11 protein-coding genes and 1 pseudogene are annotated in these 21,981 nt (G+C 38.0%); 6 read left to right on the top strand and 6 right to left on the bottom strand.

The window, feature by feature from the left end; all coding sequences use genetic code 11:
- Positions 1-10: 10 nt before the first annotated feature.
- Complete coding sequence (locus IEX65_RS28190) at positions 11-1,099, bottom strand: penicillin acylase family protein (RefSeq protein WP_308424969.1); 1,089 nt, start codon at positions 1,097-1,099, stop codon at positions 11-13.
- 164 nt (positions 1,100-1,263) lie between these two features.
- On the opposite strand from IEX65_RS28190, the gene IEX65_RS22810 reads away from it, so the two are divergent.
- Positions 1,264-3,969: an alkaline phosphatase family protein gene (locus IEX65_RS22810; RefSeq protein ID WP_188769707.1), complete on the top strand. Its 2,706-nt coding sequence runs from the start codon at positions 1,264-1,266 to the stop codon at positions 3,967-3,969.
- 69 nt (positions 3,970-4,038) lie between these two features.
- Here the strand turns inward: IEX65_RS22810 and IEX65_RS22805 are convergent, their stop codons facing one another.
- Complete coding sequence (locus IEX65_RS22805) at positions 4,039-4,959, bottom strand: AEC family transporter (RefSeq protein ID WP_188769705.1); 921 nt, start codon at positions 4,957-4,959, stop codon at positions 4,039-4,041.
- Positions 4,959-5,981: a zinc-dependent alcohol dehydrogenase gene (locus IEX65_RS22800; protein WP_188769703.1), complete on the bottom strand. Its 1,023-nt coding sequence runs from the start codon at positions 5,979-5,981 to the stop codon at positions 4,959-4,961. Before IEX65_RS22800 ends, IEX65_RS22805 begins: the two co-directional genes overlap by 1 nt.
- 353 nt (positions 5,982-6,334) lie before the next feature.
- Between IEX65_RS22800 and IEX65_RS22795 the strand changes: the two genes are divergently transcribed.
- Positions 6,335-7,651, top strand: coding sequence for an MFS transporter (locus tag IEX65_RS22795; protein ID WP_188769701.1), 1,317 nt, complete (start codon positions 6,335-6,337; stop codon positions 7,649-7,651).
- A gap of 108 nt (positions 7,652-7,759) precedes the next feature.
- Entirely contained in the window at positions 7,760-8,389 is a 630-nt protein-coding gene (locus IEX65_RS22790; protein WP_188769700.1) for a 3-keto-disaccharide hydrolase, read from the top strand.
- Between the two features lie 112 nt (positions 8,390-8,501).
- On the opposite strand, the gene IEX65_RS22785 is transcribed toward IEX65_RS22790, so the two are convergent.
- The 3 genes and pseudogenes from IEX65_RS22785 to IEX65_RS28275 form a co-directional block, all read right to left on the bottom strand.
- A complete protein-coding gene (locus IEX65_RS22785) occupies positions 8,502-11,420 on the bottom strand; it encodes a KGGVGR-motif variant AAA ATPase (RefSeq protein ID WP_188769699.1) in 2,919 nt (972 codons plus the stop codon).
- Between the two features lies 1 nt (position 11,421).
- A complete protein-coding gene (locus IEX65_RS22780; RefSeq protein WP_188769698.1) occupies positions 11,422-11,994 on the bottom strand; it encodes a hypothetical protein in 573 nt (190 codons plus the stop codon).
- A 128-nt stretch (positions 11,995-12,122) separates the two neighbouring features.
- Positions 12,123-12,272: pseudogene (locus IEX65_RS28275) on the bottom strand (DUF4172 domain-containing protein); the annotation flags it as partial.
- Between the two features lie 233 nt (positions 12,273-12,505).
- On the opposite strand from IEX65_RS28275, the gene IEX65_RS22775 reads away from it, so the two are divergent.
- The 3 genes from IEX65_RS22775 (at position 12,506) to IEX65_RS22765 (ending at position 21,979) form a co-directional block, all read left to right on the top strand.
- Entirely contained in the window at positions 12,506-14,989 is a 2,484-nt protein-coding gene (locus tag IEX65_RS22775; protein ID WP_188769697.1) for an Hsp70 family protein, read from the top strand.
- Between the two features lie 298 nt (positions 14,990-15,287).
- On the top strand, positions 15,288-16,442 hold the full coding sequence (locus tag IEX65_RS22770) for a hypothetical protein (protein ID WP_188769696.1): 1,155 nt from the start codon (positions 15,288-15,290) through the stop codon (positions 16,440-16,442).
- Positions 16,439-21,979: a hypothetical protein gene (locus tag IEX65_RS22765; protein ID WP_188769694.1), complete on the top strand. Its 5,541-nt coding sequence runs from the start codon at positions 16,439-16,441 to the stop codon at positions 21,977-21,979. Before IEX65_RS22770 ends, IEX65_RS22765 begins: the two co-directional genes overlap by 4 nt.
- Positions 21,980-21,981: the final 2 nt, after the last annotated feature.

The following is a 21,981-nucleotide window of genomic DNA, read 5'->3' as shown; positions in this document are numbered from 1 at the left end:
TCCTTTGATTTTAACCGTATCCGATAATAACTTTTATGGTTTCCCAAACACCTTTATATTTATATTGATTTGGGTTTTTAGGGTTGGTTTCGTAAACATATAGGTCTTCGTTGTCGGTTTCAAAAATAGTCAAACCCCAAGCACCGTATTCGTTATGACCAATCGAAACACCTGGCAAAGTTGGTTCGCCGCCACCAATTACATTCCAATTTGGGGCGTGTAAATGCACCCAATAACGTAGCGATGGCGTAGATTGAGCCCTATGCGGGTCATTTGCCAGCATCGGGTAACCACTTTCGGTAAGTTTGCCCGAAACTATCCAATTATTTGAGCCAACATTGTCTTTTTCGTCTTTGTACCAATCTTGAAAATCATCGAGCAAGCCCACTTTATTATCTGGTTTCGGAAATTTTAGAGGAGCTCTAAATGCTTCGTAATATTCTAAAATATGCTCAAAAAGCACATCGTTATCAAGCATTTTATCAAGTTCGAGGTTGGGTTCGTTATCTGAATTTTTTGGGTGAAACCACGATAATTCTCGCATTTTATCTGCTCCTAAAATCTTCACTAAACGTGCATTATTGATTTCGTCTTCGATATTGCTCAAAAGCCCTTGATGGCGGCTGATTACCACTTCGGCTGTCCAGAAATCGGGCAATGTATTGAGTAGTTTAAATTCAAAAGGTAGGTCTTCTGGTTTTTGTCGGGCTTCGGCAATGTAGGCGTTTATTCCCGCCACAAAAGCCTCAATAATTTGTTTGCTTCGTGGATGATAATGCTGCAATTCGGCCGTTAGATTTCCCCGAAACTTAAACAATCTTGTGCCAATATCTCGCTGTAGTTCACGTTCGCCCAGCAGTTCGGCTACTGTGCCAGTGGCCTGTCTTCGCCACATTTCGAGCTGAAAAAGTCGGTCAGAAGCCGCCACGTAGCCTTGCGTTACGAACAAATCATGCTCATTTTGGGCATAAATATGCGAAACGCCCCATTTATCTTTATAAACCTCTACGGGCTGTTGCAGAATCTTGATATTGATTGTTTGGGCAAAGGCAGAGATGCTTATGGCAGAAATAAGCAGCGTTTTGATGAAGTTTTTCATGTTTTAGGTTTAGTTTGAATCAGTCAAATATAATGAGATTTTGTGGAATTTGTGGGGCTAATTTTGGGTTAGTCGTAACTTTATTAAACAAACCTTAATCTCAAAAACCGTAAGTATTGGCGTTTGTTGCTTATTTTTGAAAATTATTCATTTTACACTTCGTTATGCAAAAAAATAACCTCCTCATTTTTGCGATTGCTACACTCATAATAGTTAATTTTTTGAGTTGTAAATCTACCAAAAAAGATACTTACACGGCTGTCAATCAATCGTCATTACGCTACGATGATACCACTCTTTTTGCCGAAAATTCCCCGTATTTGATGCCCTATAACCGCATCATTGATGGAGCGGGTGAGTCAGTCAATTTCGGAAATCCCGACCTCGAAAACCACAGTCTTGATTTAGTGATGATTCCGAATACGGCTTTGGTAGTTGTCGAAGACCGCTATGGCGTGGCGGTTTTTGATAGTAAAACGCACGTTTTGGTCAATCGTTGGAGTTATGATAAAGCTCCACCGTATAAAAGCAATATGAGTTCGTTTTCTGGAATTAAAGCCGTGACCGTCAAAGACTCTGTTTATATTTTTTGGGGAGCGGGTGGCCGAGAAACACCCAATTCTTATGTGATGCAAGCCGCTTGGACTGGCAAAGAAATTAAGTTTATCAAGGCCTTTACGTATAAGGCCGAAGCCCCTGCTACGGTGGCTTTGCCCAATGAAGTAGAAATAAAAAACGAAAATGGCGAGTTGTTTCTCTACACGGTGCTAAATGGCAATAACCAACTCGTAAAATCGAAGGTAAGTAACGGCGAAGTTGTTTGGTCGAAGCCTACTGGAGTTGCTCCTTATGGTTTAAAAGTTGTTGATAATAAGGCTTTTGTGACAAACTGGGCTGGTCCAATAACCAATCCAGCCGATGGTAAAGAAACGGCAGGTGTGCCGTGGGGAAATGCCTATATAAACCCACAAACAGGAGCAATTTCGAGAGGAACAGTTTCGGTTTTTGATATAAATACGGGGCAAGCTCTCAAAGAAATAAATGTTGGTTTGCACCCAAATGCGGTTGTTTCGAGTCCCGATAAAAAGTTTGTTTATGTAGCCAATGGAAACAGTGACCATGTTTCGGTCATTGATGCCCAAAAATTGCAAGTCATTGATTCGATTTTCGTCGGACTTTTCAAAGATAACGAAACGCTCATCGGTAGCACGCCCAATGCTTTAGCGTTGGACGGGTCGGGTACGGTGCTGTACGTAGCCAATGGCATGGATAATGCAATTGCGGTGGTTTCGCTCGGAAAAAATGCCAGCAGTCAAGGAAATGGACAAAGTTTTGTGAAAGGCTATATTCCAACGCAGGCCTATCCGTCGGGAATCGTGGTCAATGCAGGCGAATTGTACGTGACTAATCTCGAAGCCATCGGAGCAAGAGCTGCCCACAAATTGAAAGATGCCATCAAGGCCGATAAAGCCTATAATTCACATAAACAACTGGCTTCAATTTCGTTTATTCCGCTGCCTGATGAAGGAAAACTTAAAACTTTTACCGAAAAAGTAAAAAACCAGAGTTTGTATAAGCGTGTAAAATTAGCCGAATTATTACCTCGAAAAAACATCGCTCCCCGCCCTGTTCCTGAGCGAATCGGAGAGCCTTCGGTGTTTAAGCACGTTTTGTATATCATCAAGGAAAACCGCACTTATGACCAAGTTTTGGGCGACATGAAAGAGGGCGACGGTATGGCTTCGTTGTGTATTTTTGGTGATAGCATTACGCCCAATCAGCACAGTATTGCTCGTGAATATTTATTGATGGATAATTATCACGTTTCGGGGAAAGCTTCGGCCGAAGGGCATCATTGGGCAAGTGCTGGAATGGTAACAGATTATACCGAAAAGAGCGTGCGAGCGTGGTTTCGTAGCTATCCGCACGTACTATACGATGCGTTGGTATATAATAAAAAAGGCTTGATTTGGAATAATGCCCTCGACCACGGAAAGAGCGTCAGAATTTACGGCGAAGCCTGTACATGTGAGTTCGATGAGAAAAAATATGATTGGTTTAGTTTGTATGATTTACAACAAAAAGGCGAGTCTTTTCCTTATACCAACACTACTACTATTTCGAGAGTTCGACCAATTTTGGCAACCGATTTCCCAGGTTGCGATAATGAAATAATCAGCGACCAAATGCGAGCTGATGCGTTTTTGAAAGAACTAAAAGCCGCCGAGGCTGACCCGAATGGCACTTTGCCAAATCTGATGATTATGTCGTTGCCAAACGACCACACAACAGGCATGAATCCTAAGTTTCCAACGCCACGAGCCATGGTGGCCGATAATGATTTGGCTGTTGGGCGAATCGTTGAAGCAATTATGAAAAGTCGTTTTGCTGACTCGACCGTAATTTTTATCAGTGAAGATGATTCACAAGCGGGTTGGGACCACGTGAGTGCCTACCGCACGACTGGTTATGTGGTCAGTAATTATTCTCGCTTGCAGAAAACCGTACACACGAATTATAACCAAACTTCATTGCTACGCACGATTGAGCAAATCTTGGGCTTGCCTCCGATGAATATCATTGATGCAACGGCTTCGCCGATGTTTGATTGTTTCACCGATAAAATTGACCGAAGTTATCAGTTTACGCATAAGAAAAACCTCGTACCGCTCAATGAAATGAACAAACCCGCCAATGTTCAGAAAGGAGCGGCATTGAAATTTACGAATCAGTCGATAAAATTTGCTTTTAATAGAATTGACCGAGGAAATGATAATATGCTGAATCGAATATTATGGTATTCGGCCAAAGGCTCAAAGCCATACCCAGCAAAAATGTCGGGTAGCGAAGAAGAAGAGGACGAAGATTGACTTGCATAATGTAACACAATTCTCCGAATTGTTCTAACACAGCACAATTCGGAGAATTGTGTTACAAAATTAATTCAAATGCAGCCCCAAAACTAAGCCCCACATCAAGACAAAGCTAATAAGCAGCGAAATATTAACCAGTGTACCTGGAATGCGTGTATCATAATTAAGTTCGTCTGCGAAAGGCAAGATTGTCATGCCCGACGGAAGCGTTACGCAGATAATCAAGACTGCATATAATAAACTATCGTGCGAAAAACTAAAGTAAATGCCCAGCACGAATAATATTCCTACGGCATAACGAATTACCAATACCTTCGAGATGGCTATTACTTGTTTTTTGTTTAGTTCAAAACTTAAATAAATACCCATCAAGAGCAACACCAATGCCTTATTGGCTTGGGCGAGTGTACCCAGAAAATCAAAAAATAAAGTGGGCATTTCTACATTAGAAACATTGATTATCAAGCCAATAAATAAGCCCAAAACAGGCGGTAAACTAAAAATTTTCTTGATTAAAGTGCCGAATGCAGGTAAGCCTTTATGGTTCGACGAAAAATAACTTCCGATTGGATAAACCACGCCAAAAGTCATAATTGTATTGCCAATATCAAACATTACGGCATAGACCATCGCTTCTTTTCCGAAAAGGCCTTCGATGAGCGGAAAGCCAAAAAGACCAACGTTTAGTCCACCCGCACCCATCGTCAGAACACCACGCAAATCATTCGGATATTTGGCAAACCAAACCCATGCAATGGCAATCATGATTGAGCAAAAAACAATACAAAATAGCGGAAGCAGTAAAAGAGACGAGTCGAGTTTTACACGAGCCGTCGAGAAAATCATCAAAGCAGGAAAAGTGGTGTGCATCAAAAACTTTGAGATAGTTTTTCCTTCTTTTTCAGTAATGAAATTATATTTTTTTATAAAAAATCCTAAACCAATAATAGATAAGGTAAGTATAAAAACGCTGTTAGTTTGACTCATTATGCTGTAATATTTACTACTATTTTACTTTCGTTTCCTGTGGCGGCCAGCTCTAAAGCACTTTGGAGGTTTTCTAAAGACGCATAGCTCGATATAATTAAACTCGGACGAATGATTTTTGAGCGAATCAGTTGCAAGGCTCGGGCAAAATCAAAAGGGTGGTCGTAGATGATTGAAGGCACAATCTGAATGCCTTCACGGGCGATTTTTAGAGGGGTGAAAGTTGCCAAATTTCCCGAAAGCCCGACCAAAACAATCTCTGAGCCACGAGGTGCCGCTGCCGTAGCCAACGAAGCAGTATGTGCCGAACCCGCACATTCAAACACCGCCGAAACATTATTGTTTACCCAGTTTTCTTCTAAAAATTTGGCTTGAGCATCCAAAGTTCCTCCATCGGGGGTTAGGGGGCTTGCTCCTAAGTCGGTAGCGATTTTTAATTTTGCAGCATTGAGTTCGCTCACAAAAACCCGATAACCCAACGAAAGTGACAAATGCGTAAGCAGCAATCCAATTGCCCCCAGCCCAATGACCGCAATGGTGTCGCCAGGTTTGGTTTTTGTGCTAAAAAGAGCATGCACCGCAACGGCAGTTGGTTCAAGCACTACCGCATCTTCATCACTGATTTCGTCGGGAATTTTCCACGCAAAATCGGCAGGTAGCGTGATATATTCGGCAAAACAACCTGCTTCGGTTAGTCCTATTACTCGCTTGTTGGTGCAAATATTTCCACGTCCACTCATGCAATACTGGCATTTTCGGCACGGAATATTGGGTTCAATAGCCACTCTTTCTCCAACGCTACGATTGCTTACACCTTCTCCGATTTTATCAATAAACCCTAAACCTTCGTGACCGAAAATGGTTGGATTGGCCAATAAACGATGCCCCAAAAACAAATGCACATCTGAGCCACAAATACCCACTTTTGATAAACGCACCCGCACTTCACCGAACTTTGGTTCGGGAATTTCGATGTCTTCTAACAAAATTTCGTTGGGTTTATTTAAAAATGCACTACGCATGAAAATCTATGATTAGTAATGATTGTTTTGTTTTAGAAAAGTGCGGAGTTATTATGTCATCCCTTCGGGATTTTGGTTACTTGTTGAATGTTTATGCTATAATCATATCATCCCTTCGGGATTGACTCTATTCAAATTTTAAAACCTCGAAGAGGTGATATGATTATAGAAAAACAGTCAAATATAAACGTGAACCCCGAAGGGGTGGCATTATTCTCCCTTTATTTTACTATTTCATAAACATCATAGCTACAACAATGATAAAATAAGCCGCAAAGAAAATATATTTTATTCAGAAAATAGCTTATTTATTTGAAATGAAGCATTTTTGCGGTTTGATTCTAATTCAACCTATGACCTATTCAGACTTACAAAACCGCTTTAAAAATCTCATTGACAATAGCCCGATGAGTACTTTCCAAATCATAATCGTGGCTATTTGCTTTGTGCTAAACATGAACGATGGCATTGATGTGCTGGTGGTGTCGTTTTCTGGCTCAGATATTACGAAGGAATGGGGTCTATCAAAAACCGAAATGGGCTATGTCTTTAGTGCGGGTTTGGCAGGTATGATGGCAGGGGCATTTTTGCTCGCTCCGTTGGGTGATAAACTCGGTCGCCGTAAGGTTTTTCTTATTTCTTTGAGCTTTATCACGAGCGGAATGTTGTTGGTGTTTTTCTGCACGAGTTATACACAATTATTACTCTTACGTTTCCTCACTGGCTTGGGTATTGGGGGAATTTTGCCAACGATGGCCGCCACGGCTTCGGAGTTTTCAAACAATAAAAACCGAGACTTCAACGTCGGACTGGTGCAGGCTGGTTGGCCAGTTGGGGCAATTTTTACAGGCTTTTTCTGTGCCTATGCCATTCCCGAATTTGGTTGGCGATTTGCCTTTTTGTTTGCGGGCGGTATTTCGTTGTTGATGCTTATCGGAGTGTTTGTTTACATGACCGATTCGTTGGAGTTTCTGGCAAAAAAACAACCCGAAAATGCTCAACAAAAAATCAATAATTTGCTCAATAAAATGGGACATGATGGCATAGAAGCATTGCCACAAAAACCAACTGAACAAACAGCCGCCCCGATAAAAGAATTATTTGAGCCAGCTTACCGAAATTCTACTTTTAAGGTTTGGGTGGCTATTTTCTTCGGTTTTCTAACGCTCTACACGCTCATGAGTTGGGTGCCAAACATTGCCAAAGAAGCAGGTTTACCTTTTGAAATGGCCACTTACGTAGGTATCGCACTCAACGCAGGAGCGGCCATCGGCACGGCTTCGATGGGTTGGGTAGCTGGTCGATTGGGCTTGAAAAAAACTGTGTTGAGTTTTATGCTTTTGGCCTTTGCCGTGATGCTGATTTACGGCAATTTTACGCTCAATACTGCCATGATATTCGTAATGATTTTCTTTATCGGAATTTTTGTGCAAGGTGGTTTCAATGGTATGTATCCAACAATTTCGAGGGTTTATCCAACCGAAATTCGCACGACGGGTGTTGGGTTTTCGATAGGGGTGGGGCGAATGGGGGCTATTCTTGGGCCAACACTTTTTGGGGTTTTGTCTGATGCGGGTCTAAGTATTCAGATGCTTTTTAGCCTTTTTTCGCTGCCGCTTTTGGTAACTGGACTGGCCGTGTATAGCCTAAAATCAAAGAATTTGAGTTGAAAATGGCATTGGAAATAATTATTAACCGAGAGCAACATCATTACAAAAAATGTATTCGTAAATTAGGGTCTTTAAACTAATATTCAATCCTACGAATCAATTTTAATCATGAAAAAACTATCATTGTTGTTGTGTTTGTTGTTGTCGGTCAGTTTGGCCTTTTCACAGAAAAAAGAAAAAGGTTGGGTTTCTCTTTTTGATGGCAAATCGTTTGACGGCTGGAAAATAAACGAAGACCACCCTGCCACATTTTCTATCGAAGACGGAACAATTAAAGTAGCGGGCGAACGAGCCCACTTATTCTACGAAGGCAAAGTTGGTAACCACGATTTTAAGAATTTTGAGTTTAAATTAAAAGCCAAAACGCTACCTGGCTCAAACTCTGGTATATTTATTCATACGGCCTATCAGGCAAAAGGCTGGCCCGAAAAAGGCTACGAAGTGCAAGTAAACCAAACGCACACCGACTGGCGTAAAACAGGAAGTTTGTATGGCATAAATGATGTGAAAGAAAACTTTGCGAAAGACAACGAGTGGTACGAATACCATATCATTGTGCAAGACAAGCACATCATCATAAAAATTGATGATAAAGTAGCGGTTGATTATACCGAGCCTGACACCCTCCCCGAAAACCGTGGACTAAAAAGATTGAGTTCGGGTACGGTTGCCCTACAAGGACACGACCCCAAAAGCATCGCCTATTTTAAAGATATTAAGATTAAGATTTTGAAGTAGGAGATTTGTAGGTGGTTTAATAAACCTTTTTAAACTAAAGTCTTGTTTATCCAAGTTCAATAGAAAGAGGACTTGGATAAACATTTGAAATAATATTCCTACCTTAGAGAGATTATTTCCTATACGAGGATTTACGCAAAACTTGTTTGAATTCATACTTTCTACTTTGTAAACCAAGCCAATACTTATATAGTTGAGCAAAATAAAATATGTTTTCGTCTGGTTTAACATTTTCATGGATTATTCCGTTGGACACAAGAATTTCTTTCAATTCTTCCACAGATTTACTATCTAATAGCTTTTCATTTTCCGCAAATATCTTCTCTAAAAGTTCGTAAAGTTCAGTTTTGTAAAGAAAGATTTGCTTGTAGGCGTTTCCTTTTTCCTTTAAAAAGTTGAAAATTATTTGTAAATCTTTATTAAAATCCTCTCTCACTAAATCATCAAAGTGCTGTTTTACCGCATTGTCTCGATTTTCTCTGGTAGCAAAGTATTTTTGGTCTATTATCTGTGTGATATGTTTTTCTGGGTCTTGTAAAGATTTGTCAATTGAACCATCCACAAGATTGATAAATGGTCTTAAACTAATTGATTTTTGGTCGGCATTTGTTAAATTAAAATAGAACCAATCAAAAGTATTACCTAAAGAACCTGTATTGCTTCTTACCTCTTTACCAAAGAAAATCGTCATGAATGGTTCAATCTCATTTCTATATAAGTTTAATTGATTTTGATTCTTTGAAAGATATTTTTTTGTATTACTAATGAATACTTCATCATATCTATTACTTCTCTGCATTATTTCAAACAAGGCATTATACGAATCTGTATTTGAGAAAATAAGTTTGAAAAAGAATGAATAAACCTCTTCTCTTGACCATTCAATTTTAATTTTATTACTTTCCAAGCGACTTGTATTTGTTCCTTTTAATCTTCTATATAAGTCCGTTCTAATAAATATTTTAGGGCTAATGTTCTTGAATCTATTAAGGTTATCCCACCAATAGTCAATAAGAGGAGAAACAGAATCTCCCCATTCATTGGGTTCAATTAAATTATCAAGCTGGTCATATAAAACAACTAAGTTAATTTTATTATTTACTAAAAATTCATCTAATAATTTAAGCTCCTTTTCTATAATGATAATTTTATCTTCACTATTTATTAGCTCTTCAAATCTCCGTTTTGTATCTGTATCAGGATTAATCGCTTGCACATAAGACTGTAACTCAGAATCTAGATTATAGTTAAGTTTAGTTTTTGCATCCAACAAAATAGAATTCCATGTGTAGACCAACCAAAAATTAGTAAAATAGTATCTTTTTTCTTTAATTTCACTTGTTTTGATTCTTTTAAAATCAAAAGATTTAGGTTCGCCTTTACCTTTTAAGGAAATAATATCAATAAACCGATAGTCAGAATTGGTATTTATTTCTGAGCGTCTTAACAATTCTTTTTTTACCTCATCAAGTTTTGGGTTTACTAAGGCTTTATACAGATAGGTTTTTCCTGTTCCTTTAAAACCTTGAATGATAAATTTTTCTCGCTGAAAAAGTTCATTCATTTGTTCACGATAAAAAAAAGTTTCGGGTTTAACCTCAGCATCTTCAGCAAATAACTTCGGTTTACCATCATCATTTCTCAAAAGCTGCTTGAGGCGTCTTAAAATTGTATTTTTGAGTTCTATTGTTTTTACATGATTCGAAACAATAATTTTTTCGAATATTTTATTTACAGAATCACTTTCACTTATAGCGTTAAAAATTACATTATAATCTACAAAAGATTTGTCTCTTATTATCTTGATATGGTCAATATAATCTTGCTCATAACTTTCATCTTCTTTTATTCCGATTTTTTCTAAAATATTATTTCGTGTTAATTTATAAAAAGCAGGTAGCTGAGCTTGTTCTGTTATTGCTTTATTTAATTTTTTCTCTTGAATGAATTCGACGTATTTCCCTACTTCATTGATGAAGGATGAATGAAAATCATTACTCATTTTTTCATTATCTGGTAAAATAGAATTAACTAAAATAAGTTCTGTTTTTCGTTCAAATTTAATTTTAAGGTCGTAGAATCTATCAAGTATAAATCTTAGACCAGGTTTTGTTTGTTCGCTACTTCCAAAAAAACCTACAATTAAATCAGAAAGTATAAGTGCTGTTACCCCGAAAATATCATTAAAACCAGTTCTTGAGTCAATTAATATAATGTCAGGTTTTATTGTAGAGTTTATTTTTTCAAAAAGGGATTCAAAACCGTTAATAATATTAGCCTCATTAGCTAAATCGATGCGTGAAAGTCCTTCTAAATAATGGTCTCTATGTGTTGTGTAATTTTGGTTATCATTACCAATACTGGTTTCACTAAGATTGCCAGCAGGAATAATAAAAAGATTTTTCAATCTTTTTTCATGACTTTCGGTTAATGTGATAATGTAATCATTTATATCTATATCTTTCTGAAAATTGTAATCAGTTAAGTATTCAACAATTCCATTTTTTGTTCCAGATTTAAGAATCTCATTATTCCCAAGATTGAAAAAGTTTAAATAGCCTGGTGCCTCAAAATCACAGTCAATAATACATACCTTTTTGTTATGATTGATTGCAAGGTCTAAAGCATAAGATGTAAGTGTTGTTGTTCTTCCCATTCCTCCTTTGTAAGAATAGAATGTTAATATTGGTGTAGAATGTTTTTTTTGAACCTTAAATAAACTGTTTGGACTTTTACTTAGCAAAGAGTTAAATCTGTATTTAAGTCCAAGATTTACCGTTTCATTACTTTGAAAAGTGTTTTTTAAATACATGTGTTCTTCAAAATCTTCTTTGAGTATTTGTTTGAATGTCACTTTATATTTAGAGAAATCAGACTTTAATTGCTCTATTACTTTTTTTTCAGATGTTATAATAAGAATATCGAGTTCGAGGTTAAGGCGAACTATTATCCTATAATCTTCAATTACACTATTTTTTAATAAATCAAGTTTAGAAGAAATTAGTTGAGATATTTCGAGTATTTTAATCATATTAACCTACTATTTGTATGAGAGAATTATAAATTTGATTTGTAAAATTGATGAATTTTAAAATATTAGTTTCGTTGAAATTAATATGTGAGTTGAGTAAATATGGATAGTTTCTATTAGCTTCATGGTATCTTATTTCAGGTTTCCAGATATTAAATAAAATTTGTATATCAATGTCTACGGATACAGAATTATCAATCAAGGGTACACCTGTATTGCCGAAAGGTACTTTTAAAACTTCAAATTGATTTGTTTGAAATTTATGTTCGTGTACATAATAAGGATAACCATCAGATGGGTAGAATGAAAAATTACAAATTGAGCTAAAATGATGGTCAGTAGTTTTTACATTTCTATTAGGTCTCCAACCATAATGCTTGTATACACTATACGTACTAATAGATTCAAGTACATAACCACACATATAAAACATATTATGAAGTGTCGCTTGTTTATTTGAAGAAACTAATAATGCACTATTATCAAGAGCATTAAGTTTATCAATAGCCTGTGCTATTCCAAGGCAAGTTTTTATGTGTTTTTCTGCTGCAAGTTTATATTCAGTGTATAGCATAATTAAATTTTCTTTTTTTTAAGGAGAATTTATGGTGGTAAAGATAGCAAAATGTATGCTGTTTTAACTTTAACTATTTCCCCCTCAAATATATTCAATCCCCAATCTATATTTTAATTTCCACCCCTTTATTTATTAACTGGCACAACCAACTCATAATTAGTACTTCTACCACCAGCGGCTTCTTTTTGTAGTACTTCTTTCTTTATCAAATCTTGTATATCTCTCAGAGCGGTATCGGGTGAGTATTTGGCAATTTTTGCCCATTTTGAAGAGGTAAATATTAATCAAGAATCTCTAATCTCCGCATAATTTGCGGAGATTAGCAAAATTATTCTCCGCAAAACCTTTTGGGTGGCATAATAGCTCAAATAAAGTATCTTTCAGATATAAATAAATCGCCCAATACTTACGTTAATGCAAAAGCCAATAAATCTTTGGTATTGGCATCAGTTTTTTGGAATAAATAGTAAATTTGTTTACGCATTAATCCTTTCTTAGCTATTACTTTATGAAATACATCCTTCCACTTACCATTAACAACCGCCGCACCAATTACCTTGATTTAAAAGGAAGATTTTCTGAAAGTAACGAGTCTTTTATCATCGAATTACCCTTAGAAAACAACGCTTTTACGCTGTTTTCGATTGATAAAAGCAAATTGATGCAGACCCTCGTGACCAATGAAAGTGATGTTTTGTTGGCCAATTTGCAGTTGAATGTGTCGTTTGATGCCACAATTCCGCAATTACACATTCATTTATCGACGTCGAGCAAACCCGCTGCGTTTCAAGCTAACACCGACGAAGAAGATGATTGGAAAAATCCAACAAAACCACAGCCAACGGTTGTTCAGACTACTTTTCAGCAAAATTCTTATCTCTTGGGCGATATTGAGTTTTCGGTCATTGATAATGCCAATGATTTTAAAATCATCGGTCATTACATCGACCATATTCCCGAAGAACCGATTCAGCAAGATTATATCAACTGCCATTTTTCGTACGAAAGCAATGGCAAAACCTACCAAAATAGGCTACATTTTCATTTAGCTCATGCAAGCTGTTTCCACCATTTCGGACTTGATTTTGGGTCGGAGGCATCGCAACTGAAAGTCAGCAATTATCAATACATCAACCGCCGATATACCAAGAAAAGTCCTTCTAAAAGTTTGTTTAAATTGGTCAAGGATTTCAAAGGACTCACCGAAGACGACCAAAATTTTATTCAATTCGAGAAAAACACCGACTTCCTCAAGTCGATTTTCTTTTTGAAGAAAAAACTGCATGATTTTCACGAAAGAAAAGATAGGTTTATCAAAAATGAAGATGAATTGAAGTTTTTGGTGCAGAAAAACGAACTCAATTCTAATCTGACCAATAATTTTCATCAGCTTTCAAACCTCAAATTGGCCCACAAACACGGCGATATTTTGAAGTTTATAGATTTCCAGTCAATCCTCAACGACAAAGTGCGTTCGCTGAGTTTAGACGACCTCAAAAATCAGGCGTATTCTACGATTCTGAAATCGTTTATTGAGGCAACCCTGCACAACGTGCTTGACGATGAAAGCGAAAATACATTCATTCGTTTTACGGTTTTGGTGCCAAATATTTATAGTATTCACGAAGTAGCCAACACAAAAGAGGTTATCAACGAGATTTTCAAGGATTTACAGCAACACGCCTACGCCCACAAAATAAAGGCTTGGGAGGTAGTGACGATTTCGGAAAGTGATGCTGCATTTTTGGGCTATTTCAGCAAAGGACTCAACGAAATCAGTGCCAATAAATACTACATTATCGTTGATTGCGGCAAAGGCACAACCGATTTTTCGATTATCCAAACGGGGTCGAATAATTCACGCAAAATCAAATCTTTGTATCGCAATGGTTTTGCGGGGGCGGGCAATCTGATAAGCTACGCTTTCTTCGAGTCGATTTTGCATTTTATTCTCAAAAACTCGCTTAATCCTGCGGCTACGAAGGCGTTTTTCTTAGAATCGCTCGAAAAGGCCGAAAAAGGACAAATGAATCAGCTTTTCGAGAAAATTGAATCGCTTAAATTTCAGTATAGCAAGCGTTCACCCGAAAACCAAGAGGCGGTCGAACGAGCGTGGAATGCGGCCGCTCAAAGTGGCGATGTCAATCTCCGCACTTTTGCTAATAACGAATTTACGGCCACCATCGCCAACCTCAATTTGCTCTTGCAGAAAGTCGATGGTTTTTATGATTGGGGCGGCTATGTTGAAAACGCTTGTGAGGTAATTACTTCCAATATTGTTGAAAACATGAAAGGAGTAGTGACAAACATCGAAAAAGGAATTGATTGTGAAGGTATTTTATTGACGGGTCGAGGATTTTTATTTGCTCCGCTTTTGGAGAAACTCAAAGAAAAAATGACGAAAGACTTGGGTTTTTCGAGCAATTTGATAAAAATGCCAACCGAAGCCAGCCAACTAAAAGCCATTTGTTTAGATGGGATTTTTGCCAGCGGTTACATCGTGCATCCCGAATTAGTTGGTTTCCCGATTCAGATTTCTACTCGCAAACAAGAGAAAGCTCCAACGCCAACCAAGGCCAAAATGCCAGCGTTTTTTGATTTCTTGCTGCGTCTGAGCAATATGCACGATAATTATGACGAGTCGAAAAACTCCTATCGAATCAATGATTTAGATTCGTTGAAATTTTTAATCGGAAATACGCTTTATACAGTTGCCGATACTAATTTCCACGATAAAAAATGGCTTGAAACCCCACCCGATTTGATTTTTACGAAAGAGGGTTTTTATGTCAGGAATATTTCAAAAAGCAATCAGATAAAAGGTTATTCGGGACTCGAACAGAATTCTGAGATTGACACCGTTACGTTGCAATATTTGATACCGTCGCTGTTTCCTGCTAAAATAGATATTGAATATATTCAGTCTTTGAAAGGAAACCAGCCAGCACCCGATGAAAATTTATTGAATTTGATTAGTTTATTGCCTGATTGAGGGTGAAAGAATTGTAGAAATAGATATATCATTTTTCTATATTAATAGGAGTTACGCAAGGTTGGGGTTTCCCCCGTGCGACGGTCGCTCCTTTTTTCAAGGAGGGGTGCCTGACGACAGTCGGCGGGGTGGTTTTTTTGCACAGAACAAGCTAAAAAGTGTTCAATTTGGAACAAACCACCCCGTCAAAATTCGACTTTGTCAGAATTTTGCCACCCCTCCTTGAAAAAAGGAGGGGAAATTTATTACTCTGACGACTTATTGAAATTATACAAACGCATTTAAAATTGCCCAAAATATGCTAAAATACACGCTTGCAGTATTGCTTTTTGTTTTACCGAAGGTAGCTTGGTGCTTGGCCGATACCCTCAAAATTGCCAATGCAGGAAATCTCTCCGAACGCACGGTTGGTCTTAAACTACAAGTCAATTCCAATTTAAAAGATGGCTGTACTTTCACTATTTCGAGCCAAGAAGATAGTATCACGGTTTCTCTTTTTGGGAAAGCCATCAAAAACGATACGCTGTTTTTAATGCAAGATAACAGCCAAGAAGCCCGTAATCGTATTTATGGCTTGTTGGGCTGCGAAGAAGCCGACCTAAAAACCAAGTATTACACGCCCGACCCACGTTTTGGCACTGACGTAATTAACCATTTAATAAATCGTATTTATAGTTTGCCCAATCATCAATCTTCTTTGGTAATTTCGCCCATTGCTGTTGCGGATGAGGCAGTGGCTTCGTCGAGCGGTTTTTTTACCAAAGAAATGCTCTGGGGAATCATCGGAATTTTGGTTTTGACAATCGGTTTACTAACTTATTTATATCTCATGGCAAAAAAGAAAACAACTTCGACCAGTGACGACCCACTAAAAGATAAGATTAATGAAATAAAAAGCGAGTTGGGCATGAGAGGCAACTACTCCGACTTGTCAGCCCTTGATGCCTTGCTGAATAAATACTTCGATTCGATAAAATTGGGTAAAGATTACGAAGAATTGAGCCGAGAATTGGAAAGTACCAAGCAAAGCCACCAAAAAGCTTTGCAGGAAATTGAGACGCAAAACAGCCAAGAAAAAGAATATCTGACTGCCATTCTGAACGAATACGTTAGGCCGTTTATCGTGCATTTCAAAGACGATACCGACTACCCAGCCAACCGAGAAACCCAACAAAAACTCGTTGAGAATCTGCTGCCTTTGGCTTTTCATTTTATGAGTTATGTGAAGCACAAAAATGGCGTGAGCAATGAGCAAGATATGCTTAATCTGCAACAGTTCCGAAACCCACAAACGCATTCGTTGCTCAAAACCATTGATTTTTCGGCTAATACGACCAACACCGATAATAAATTGGTGCTTCATATCATTGATGTGCTGAAACAGTACGAGGTCAATGAGCTTAAAAATGTGAATATCAATGGGTATATCATTAAAAACGATTCGTCAAAATGACCAAATCAAAAATTATAATTTTGTCGTTGCTGTTGATTGGTTTGGTGGTTGGTCTTTACTTTTTTCTGAATTTATTTTCGCTGTTTTTGTGTGGCGTTATTGTGTTTTCGTTGTTGTTTTTTCTCGGAATCATCAGTTCTGAGCGAATCATTGATGGAGCAGAATTTCAGAAAAGATTTCCGAGTCTAAACAAGCAAGAACTCAACGCTAAACGCCTTGCAACCTACAAGTTTTTCTCAACTTTTCTGGGCCTAACACTGCTGACTTTGACATTCCTTGCATCAGTTTATGTCCTGCGAAAATACCAGCAACCCAGCGAGTCGAAGCCCTATTTCAATAATGCTGATTATCATGCCGTGTCGAATATCGGGGTGGCTTTCAATCAATCGCTTACGCTTTCTACCAACGCCAGTCAGCCTTCGGTTGATGGTCTTTGGAGTAACGAAAACGGCACTTTCAAAGCCAGACAGACCAATAATGGCGGTTTTGAGTTGAGTTTCGACCATTATTTCGAGCCTGTTTTTGTTAGAAAATCAGCTGATGAAGCATTTACGCCCGTCAATACTATTTTCCGAAAATCCATCAATAATAACTTTACCATCAGCAATGATAGCGTGAGTGTGCGTTGCACCAATATTAAAACCGTTGATGAAGCTCCTTTGTGGAAAAGACTACTCGGTAAACACCAAATCAGAAACGTTTATAGTCTTACGATTCGCTGCGATGCCAAAAGTATTTTAAGGCAATTGAATCTCAGTTCATCATTTGAAGACGAAATCGAAGTAACCGATGTTGCTCTCGAAAAAGGTAAGAAATTATACACAATTTTGATTGAAAACGACGGTTTTGTGTCGAAAAAAGCTCAGTCGAAGCAAGTGCTGGAGCGTATCTTGCAAAATATCGGGGATGCTTATTTACTGAAAAATCCGAACACAGAAAATAGCCTTACGCTTTTCCCGACGAATGATTTTTTTGAGAATGGCTATTCTTTAACAGTTGATGGTTCGGTGGTTTCGCCTACGCTACAATCAAAAGCTACGATTGAGGCCGATAGTAGATTTTTTATTGGTTTCTATAATATTCGTAAACAATATTTCTTTAGTGCGATGGATAAAAACAAGTATCCGAATAGCACTAAAAATGCTGCTTTAATATTCGATTTTTCACAATTTTTTGACTTATCGGCTCAGAAAGATGCGATTGAAATCGGCACAAAGCAAGTGCGGTTTTTGAATAATCATTACACGCAGCTACTCAATGCTTCGTCGTTGAAAGAAGGCTTTTTGTTTCACGAAAACCTCCGAAATGCCCAGTCGAATCTTTTTTCTGGAACGATGATTTACACTATCAATCAAGCAGGTGTAGGTTTTTCGGGCGAAATGACTGATAATTTTCAAAATGACCAAAAGGCTTCGGTTTTCAAGAAAAACTTTACGCTTAGTTCGCAAGATAAAAACCACGAATGGCTTTTTCACATCCGAGATTTTTCGGCAAATGGTTTCTCGCTCAACAGCAACCTAATGTATCTTTCGATACTATTTTTGCTGTTGGTTTTTACTTTGCTTTTCAATGCTGGCCAAAAACTCGAACGCATCGAACCGATTATTTTTACGGTTATCTATGCCCTGTTGGCTTATCGTTTTATTTTGCTTTGGCGAGTAGCCACTTTTCCACCACTCGAAAATATTAGTAAATATGAACTCGAAAATACCCTCATTCAGTTCGATTTTACGCTCGGAAGTTTCACGCTTCCCGTGCCGCTGACGTTTTTAGTGCCAGCTTTATTCATCGTTTTTCTGAATATTTATCGTTGGAAAAAGTCCGCTTTTGAGCAATTATTGGCAAAGTATCACGCCGAACCAAAACGATATTTGTATTTCCATATCGGACTTTTGTTGGTTTGTGGACTATTGCTAAAAATCGCCAATTTCGACCTCATCGTTCGTATTTTTGGTATTTTCATTCCTTTGGTTTCTTACTTATTTTTCTCCGTAAGAATCAACCAACAAACCGATTTTCAGCCGAAAACCGAGCCGTATTTCCGTAATAAAATCTTAGGTTTTACGCACAAGTTTTTCAATTATTTGGCCGAAAACCAAGAGTTTTACCTGACTTTGGCCACTTTTGTGTTTTTTGCCATTTTTGATAGAGGATTTGGCGTGTTGTTTTTGTTGTTTCTTTTACTCAAAAATATCTTCGTTAGTTTCCTCCGCAAACCCTATTCTGCTCAATCGGGTAGCCGTTGGTCGATGTTTTGGCAACCCAACAATTACTGGATTTACGGCATTCTTTCGTTGTTCATTTATTTGCTTTTTATTGGTTATAAACCGCTCTTTCATAAGCTCTTAATTCACCGAAATATCATTCTGATTATTGTCATTGCTTGCTCAACGCTTTATTTGTACTTGACCAAGCCCAAGAAAAATCAGAACAAAATTTTGGGTATGGGTTTGGCTTTAGTTTTGGTGTTGGTTATTCCGTTTTCGAGAAACTTTATTGATAAAATCATCGACGACCAAATCAAAAGTGTGGCACAGCGAGCGTCATTAATCTATCAGCCGATTGATGATTTGATTGCCGAAAGTGATTATAGTTCGTTTAAAGAACGAAAAATCATCGAAACTGCCGAGGGTCAATGGTTTATCAATAGTTACCTCAATAAGACCGAAAACGATTCAAAACGCATTGATTTTAAGCCACATTTCAATCGTGGGGTCAATTATTCGACTCAAACTCGTGATGTGGTTTTGCCACGCTATGTGATTGCTGAGTTTGGTTCTTTAATCGTGTATTTATTGCTCATGCTTTTGGCAATTCCGATGCTCGTGCATCTGATGGGCTACCAATTATATCAGCAAGATTCAAATAATAAAACTCAGTTTGCCCCGCAGTCTTACGGTGGAAGCATCGCTTTGATTTTTGTCTTTACGTTGGGCTTTTTTGTGTGGTTGGCTTCTACGAATCGCTTTGTGTTTTTTGGTCAAGATTTTCCGTTTTTGAGTCTGACCAGTAAACTGAGTTTGCTGTTGCCGCTGACGCTGTTTTTTATTCCGTTGCTCAATCAGCCCATCGAACGCAAAATCAAAACCATTGCTCCGACCTACGATTTTACTCGTTATGGTATATTTTTCGGAACGGTGGCGGTGTTTTTGTTGGTGAGCGGTCGGTCGAATAATCTGCGAGAAGAAAACTTTCAGATTACGTTGAGCAAAACCGAAACCGCCATCAATAAAAACCTCAATGGCTTATTCAATGATATTCAAGATACGCTCCGAACGAGCAATAATGGAGCATTGAACAAAGAAAATATGATTCCGCAAGATTTATCAAAAATCCTGTCGATTTTGGTGAAATCTGATGAATTTAAGGCTTTGTACGATACTTCGGACACTTATTCGCAGAGTATTTTTGATATTCTGCGTAAAAATCCTGCTTATGCTTTTAGGCAAGATAGTCCGATTTATATTCGCTACGACAGCGACCTTTATCAGTCGGTCTATAACAAACATTTGTATCTTGAATTACCGCCTTATCAAGACAAAACCGCTTGGAAAGGGAATCTGTATCAAGAAAGTGCCGACTCGACGGTTTATCCGATACTCAAGATTCATAACCGAATAATCAATACCACAAAGTTTCCGTTTTTTGCGGGTTCAGAGGGTGGTACGCTTAAAGTTGCGGTATTGCCAGCTACTTGGTTTGTGGGTATTTCGGAGCCAATTGTATTGCTCAATTTGCAGAACGAAGTCAAACGCAAAACCACTACCATTGATATTGTTTCGAGCCAAAGAGAAGAAGTTTTGAGTCAAGATATTAGCGGATTTGTGAATAAATTCGATATTGACGAACTCGCCCAAGTGACCGAAGACAAAAAGCATTTCTTGGTGTCGTTTTCAAAAAACAATAATCATGCTTTTATGAGTAATTATTGGGTCAATGGCAAGCAACGTATGGTTTATCCGATGGCCGAAAAATTATTTTGGGCGTATAATTACAGCAATGCTCTGAAATCGGCCTATAATGTTGATACTTTGTTGAAAACGAACGCCACTATTTCGCTCGATTATGAGCTGAATAAGCAAGTACATGACACGGTTTTATATAGTTTCCGCAATAAGTTTAAGAATGTGCCTAATTTCAAATTTGCCGTAATGGCCGCCGATGGTGATGGAAAAATTAGGTTGATGCAAGATTATGTGAAAAACAGAAAATTAATCGACCCTAACAATGCCCTTGCGATTGAAGAAATGAACCAAAAGTATTTTTTCTTTAGCAATAACAAAAACGAGCGTGACCAATGGGGAAATACCAATTTGCTGCATTTGGCTTACGGCCCAGGTTCGTCAATTAAGCCATTAGTTTATGCTTCGGTTGCATCCCAGCTCAATGCTGGTTGGGAAAATTTGATTTTACAGCCAGCTCAAGCGAGTGTATTTTCGTTACAAATCGGTGATACAAACGAATCGGCTGGGCAATATGCAGGGTATGTGCTTCCAAAAAGAAAAGGTTGGATAGACGAACATGGTGAGCATTTTGGGACAGTTAAGCCCGTTGACTATCTTAAAACATCGAGCAATTTTTATCATTCTGCATTGTTGTTTTTGGGGTCATATCACCGAGACGATTTTAAGAAAAACAACCAGTACAAAATCGAAAATGCACTTTCGAGTAATTTAAGCGACCCGAATAATCAGTTTCCTGCACTTGAAGTTGCGGGTGTGTCTTATCGTTTGAAATCGTTCAAAGAAAAAGCATGGCCTCGAAGCTCAAAAGACGAAAAAACCTACTTCGGAAATGAAAAATCGCTTTTGGCTCTCGGAATCGACAAAAATTTGGGCTTAATAGTCGAGGATATTGACAAAACCGACCGAAATATCAAAGGTAAGGGTAGGGTAGATTACGCCGATTCAGTGGTCTATGATAAACTTCGAGAGCAACAAGTAGGCGGATTTTTATGGAGTTTTCCTGAGCAATCGTATTTTATTCAAGCCGAACGAAAACACCCAAATGCACTCACCAATTTTTTCAATGGTTTGAAAAACCCAACCTTGGGCGGAACACCGTATAACGTGACGCCAATGAAAATGACCGAGATGTTTGGCAAGATGATTAGTCAAAACAAAGATTATAGCCTGCACCTCACGAACCGTGATTTTGGAAAATCGACTTGGAAAATTGACAGCACTTGGCAGAATGAAACTTTTGTAGATTTTATGCAACAAAATCTACTTGAAGGCATGAAACAAGTATTGCTCGGAGGTGGAACGGCATCAGGTCTATTTGGTGGCACGAATGTTTACCGAAATTATTATTGCTACGCCAAAACTGGAACAATTAAAGAAGGAAAACAGAACGATTCGAAGCGTTTGGCTTTGATAATTTCGCAAAATGATTTAACCCAAACTTTTGGTCAACCGAATAAGTTTTATGTGGTTTATTTTACGGCCAACGAAGCCGATAACCAAGAATGGGCGGTTTATCGAGCCATTATCAATCAAATTATTGATTCTGAATCCTTTAAAAATTACATGAGATAGAT

Origin of the sequence: Emticicia aquatilis (genome assembly GCF_014644295.1) — a bacterium.
GTDB lineage: Bacteria > Bacteroidota > Bacteroidia > Cytophagales > Spirosomataceae > Emticicia > Emticicia aquatilis.
The sequence above is the reverse complement of the archived record's forward strand: the minus strand, read 5'-3'. Positions and strand labels throughout refer to the sequence as shown.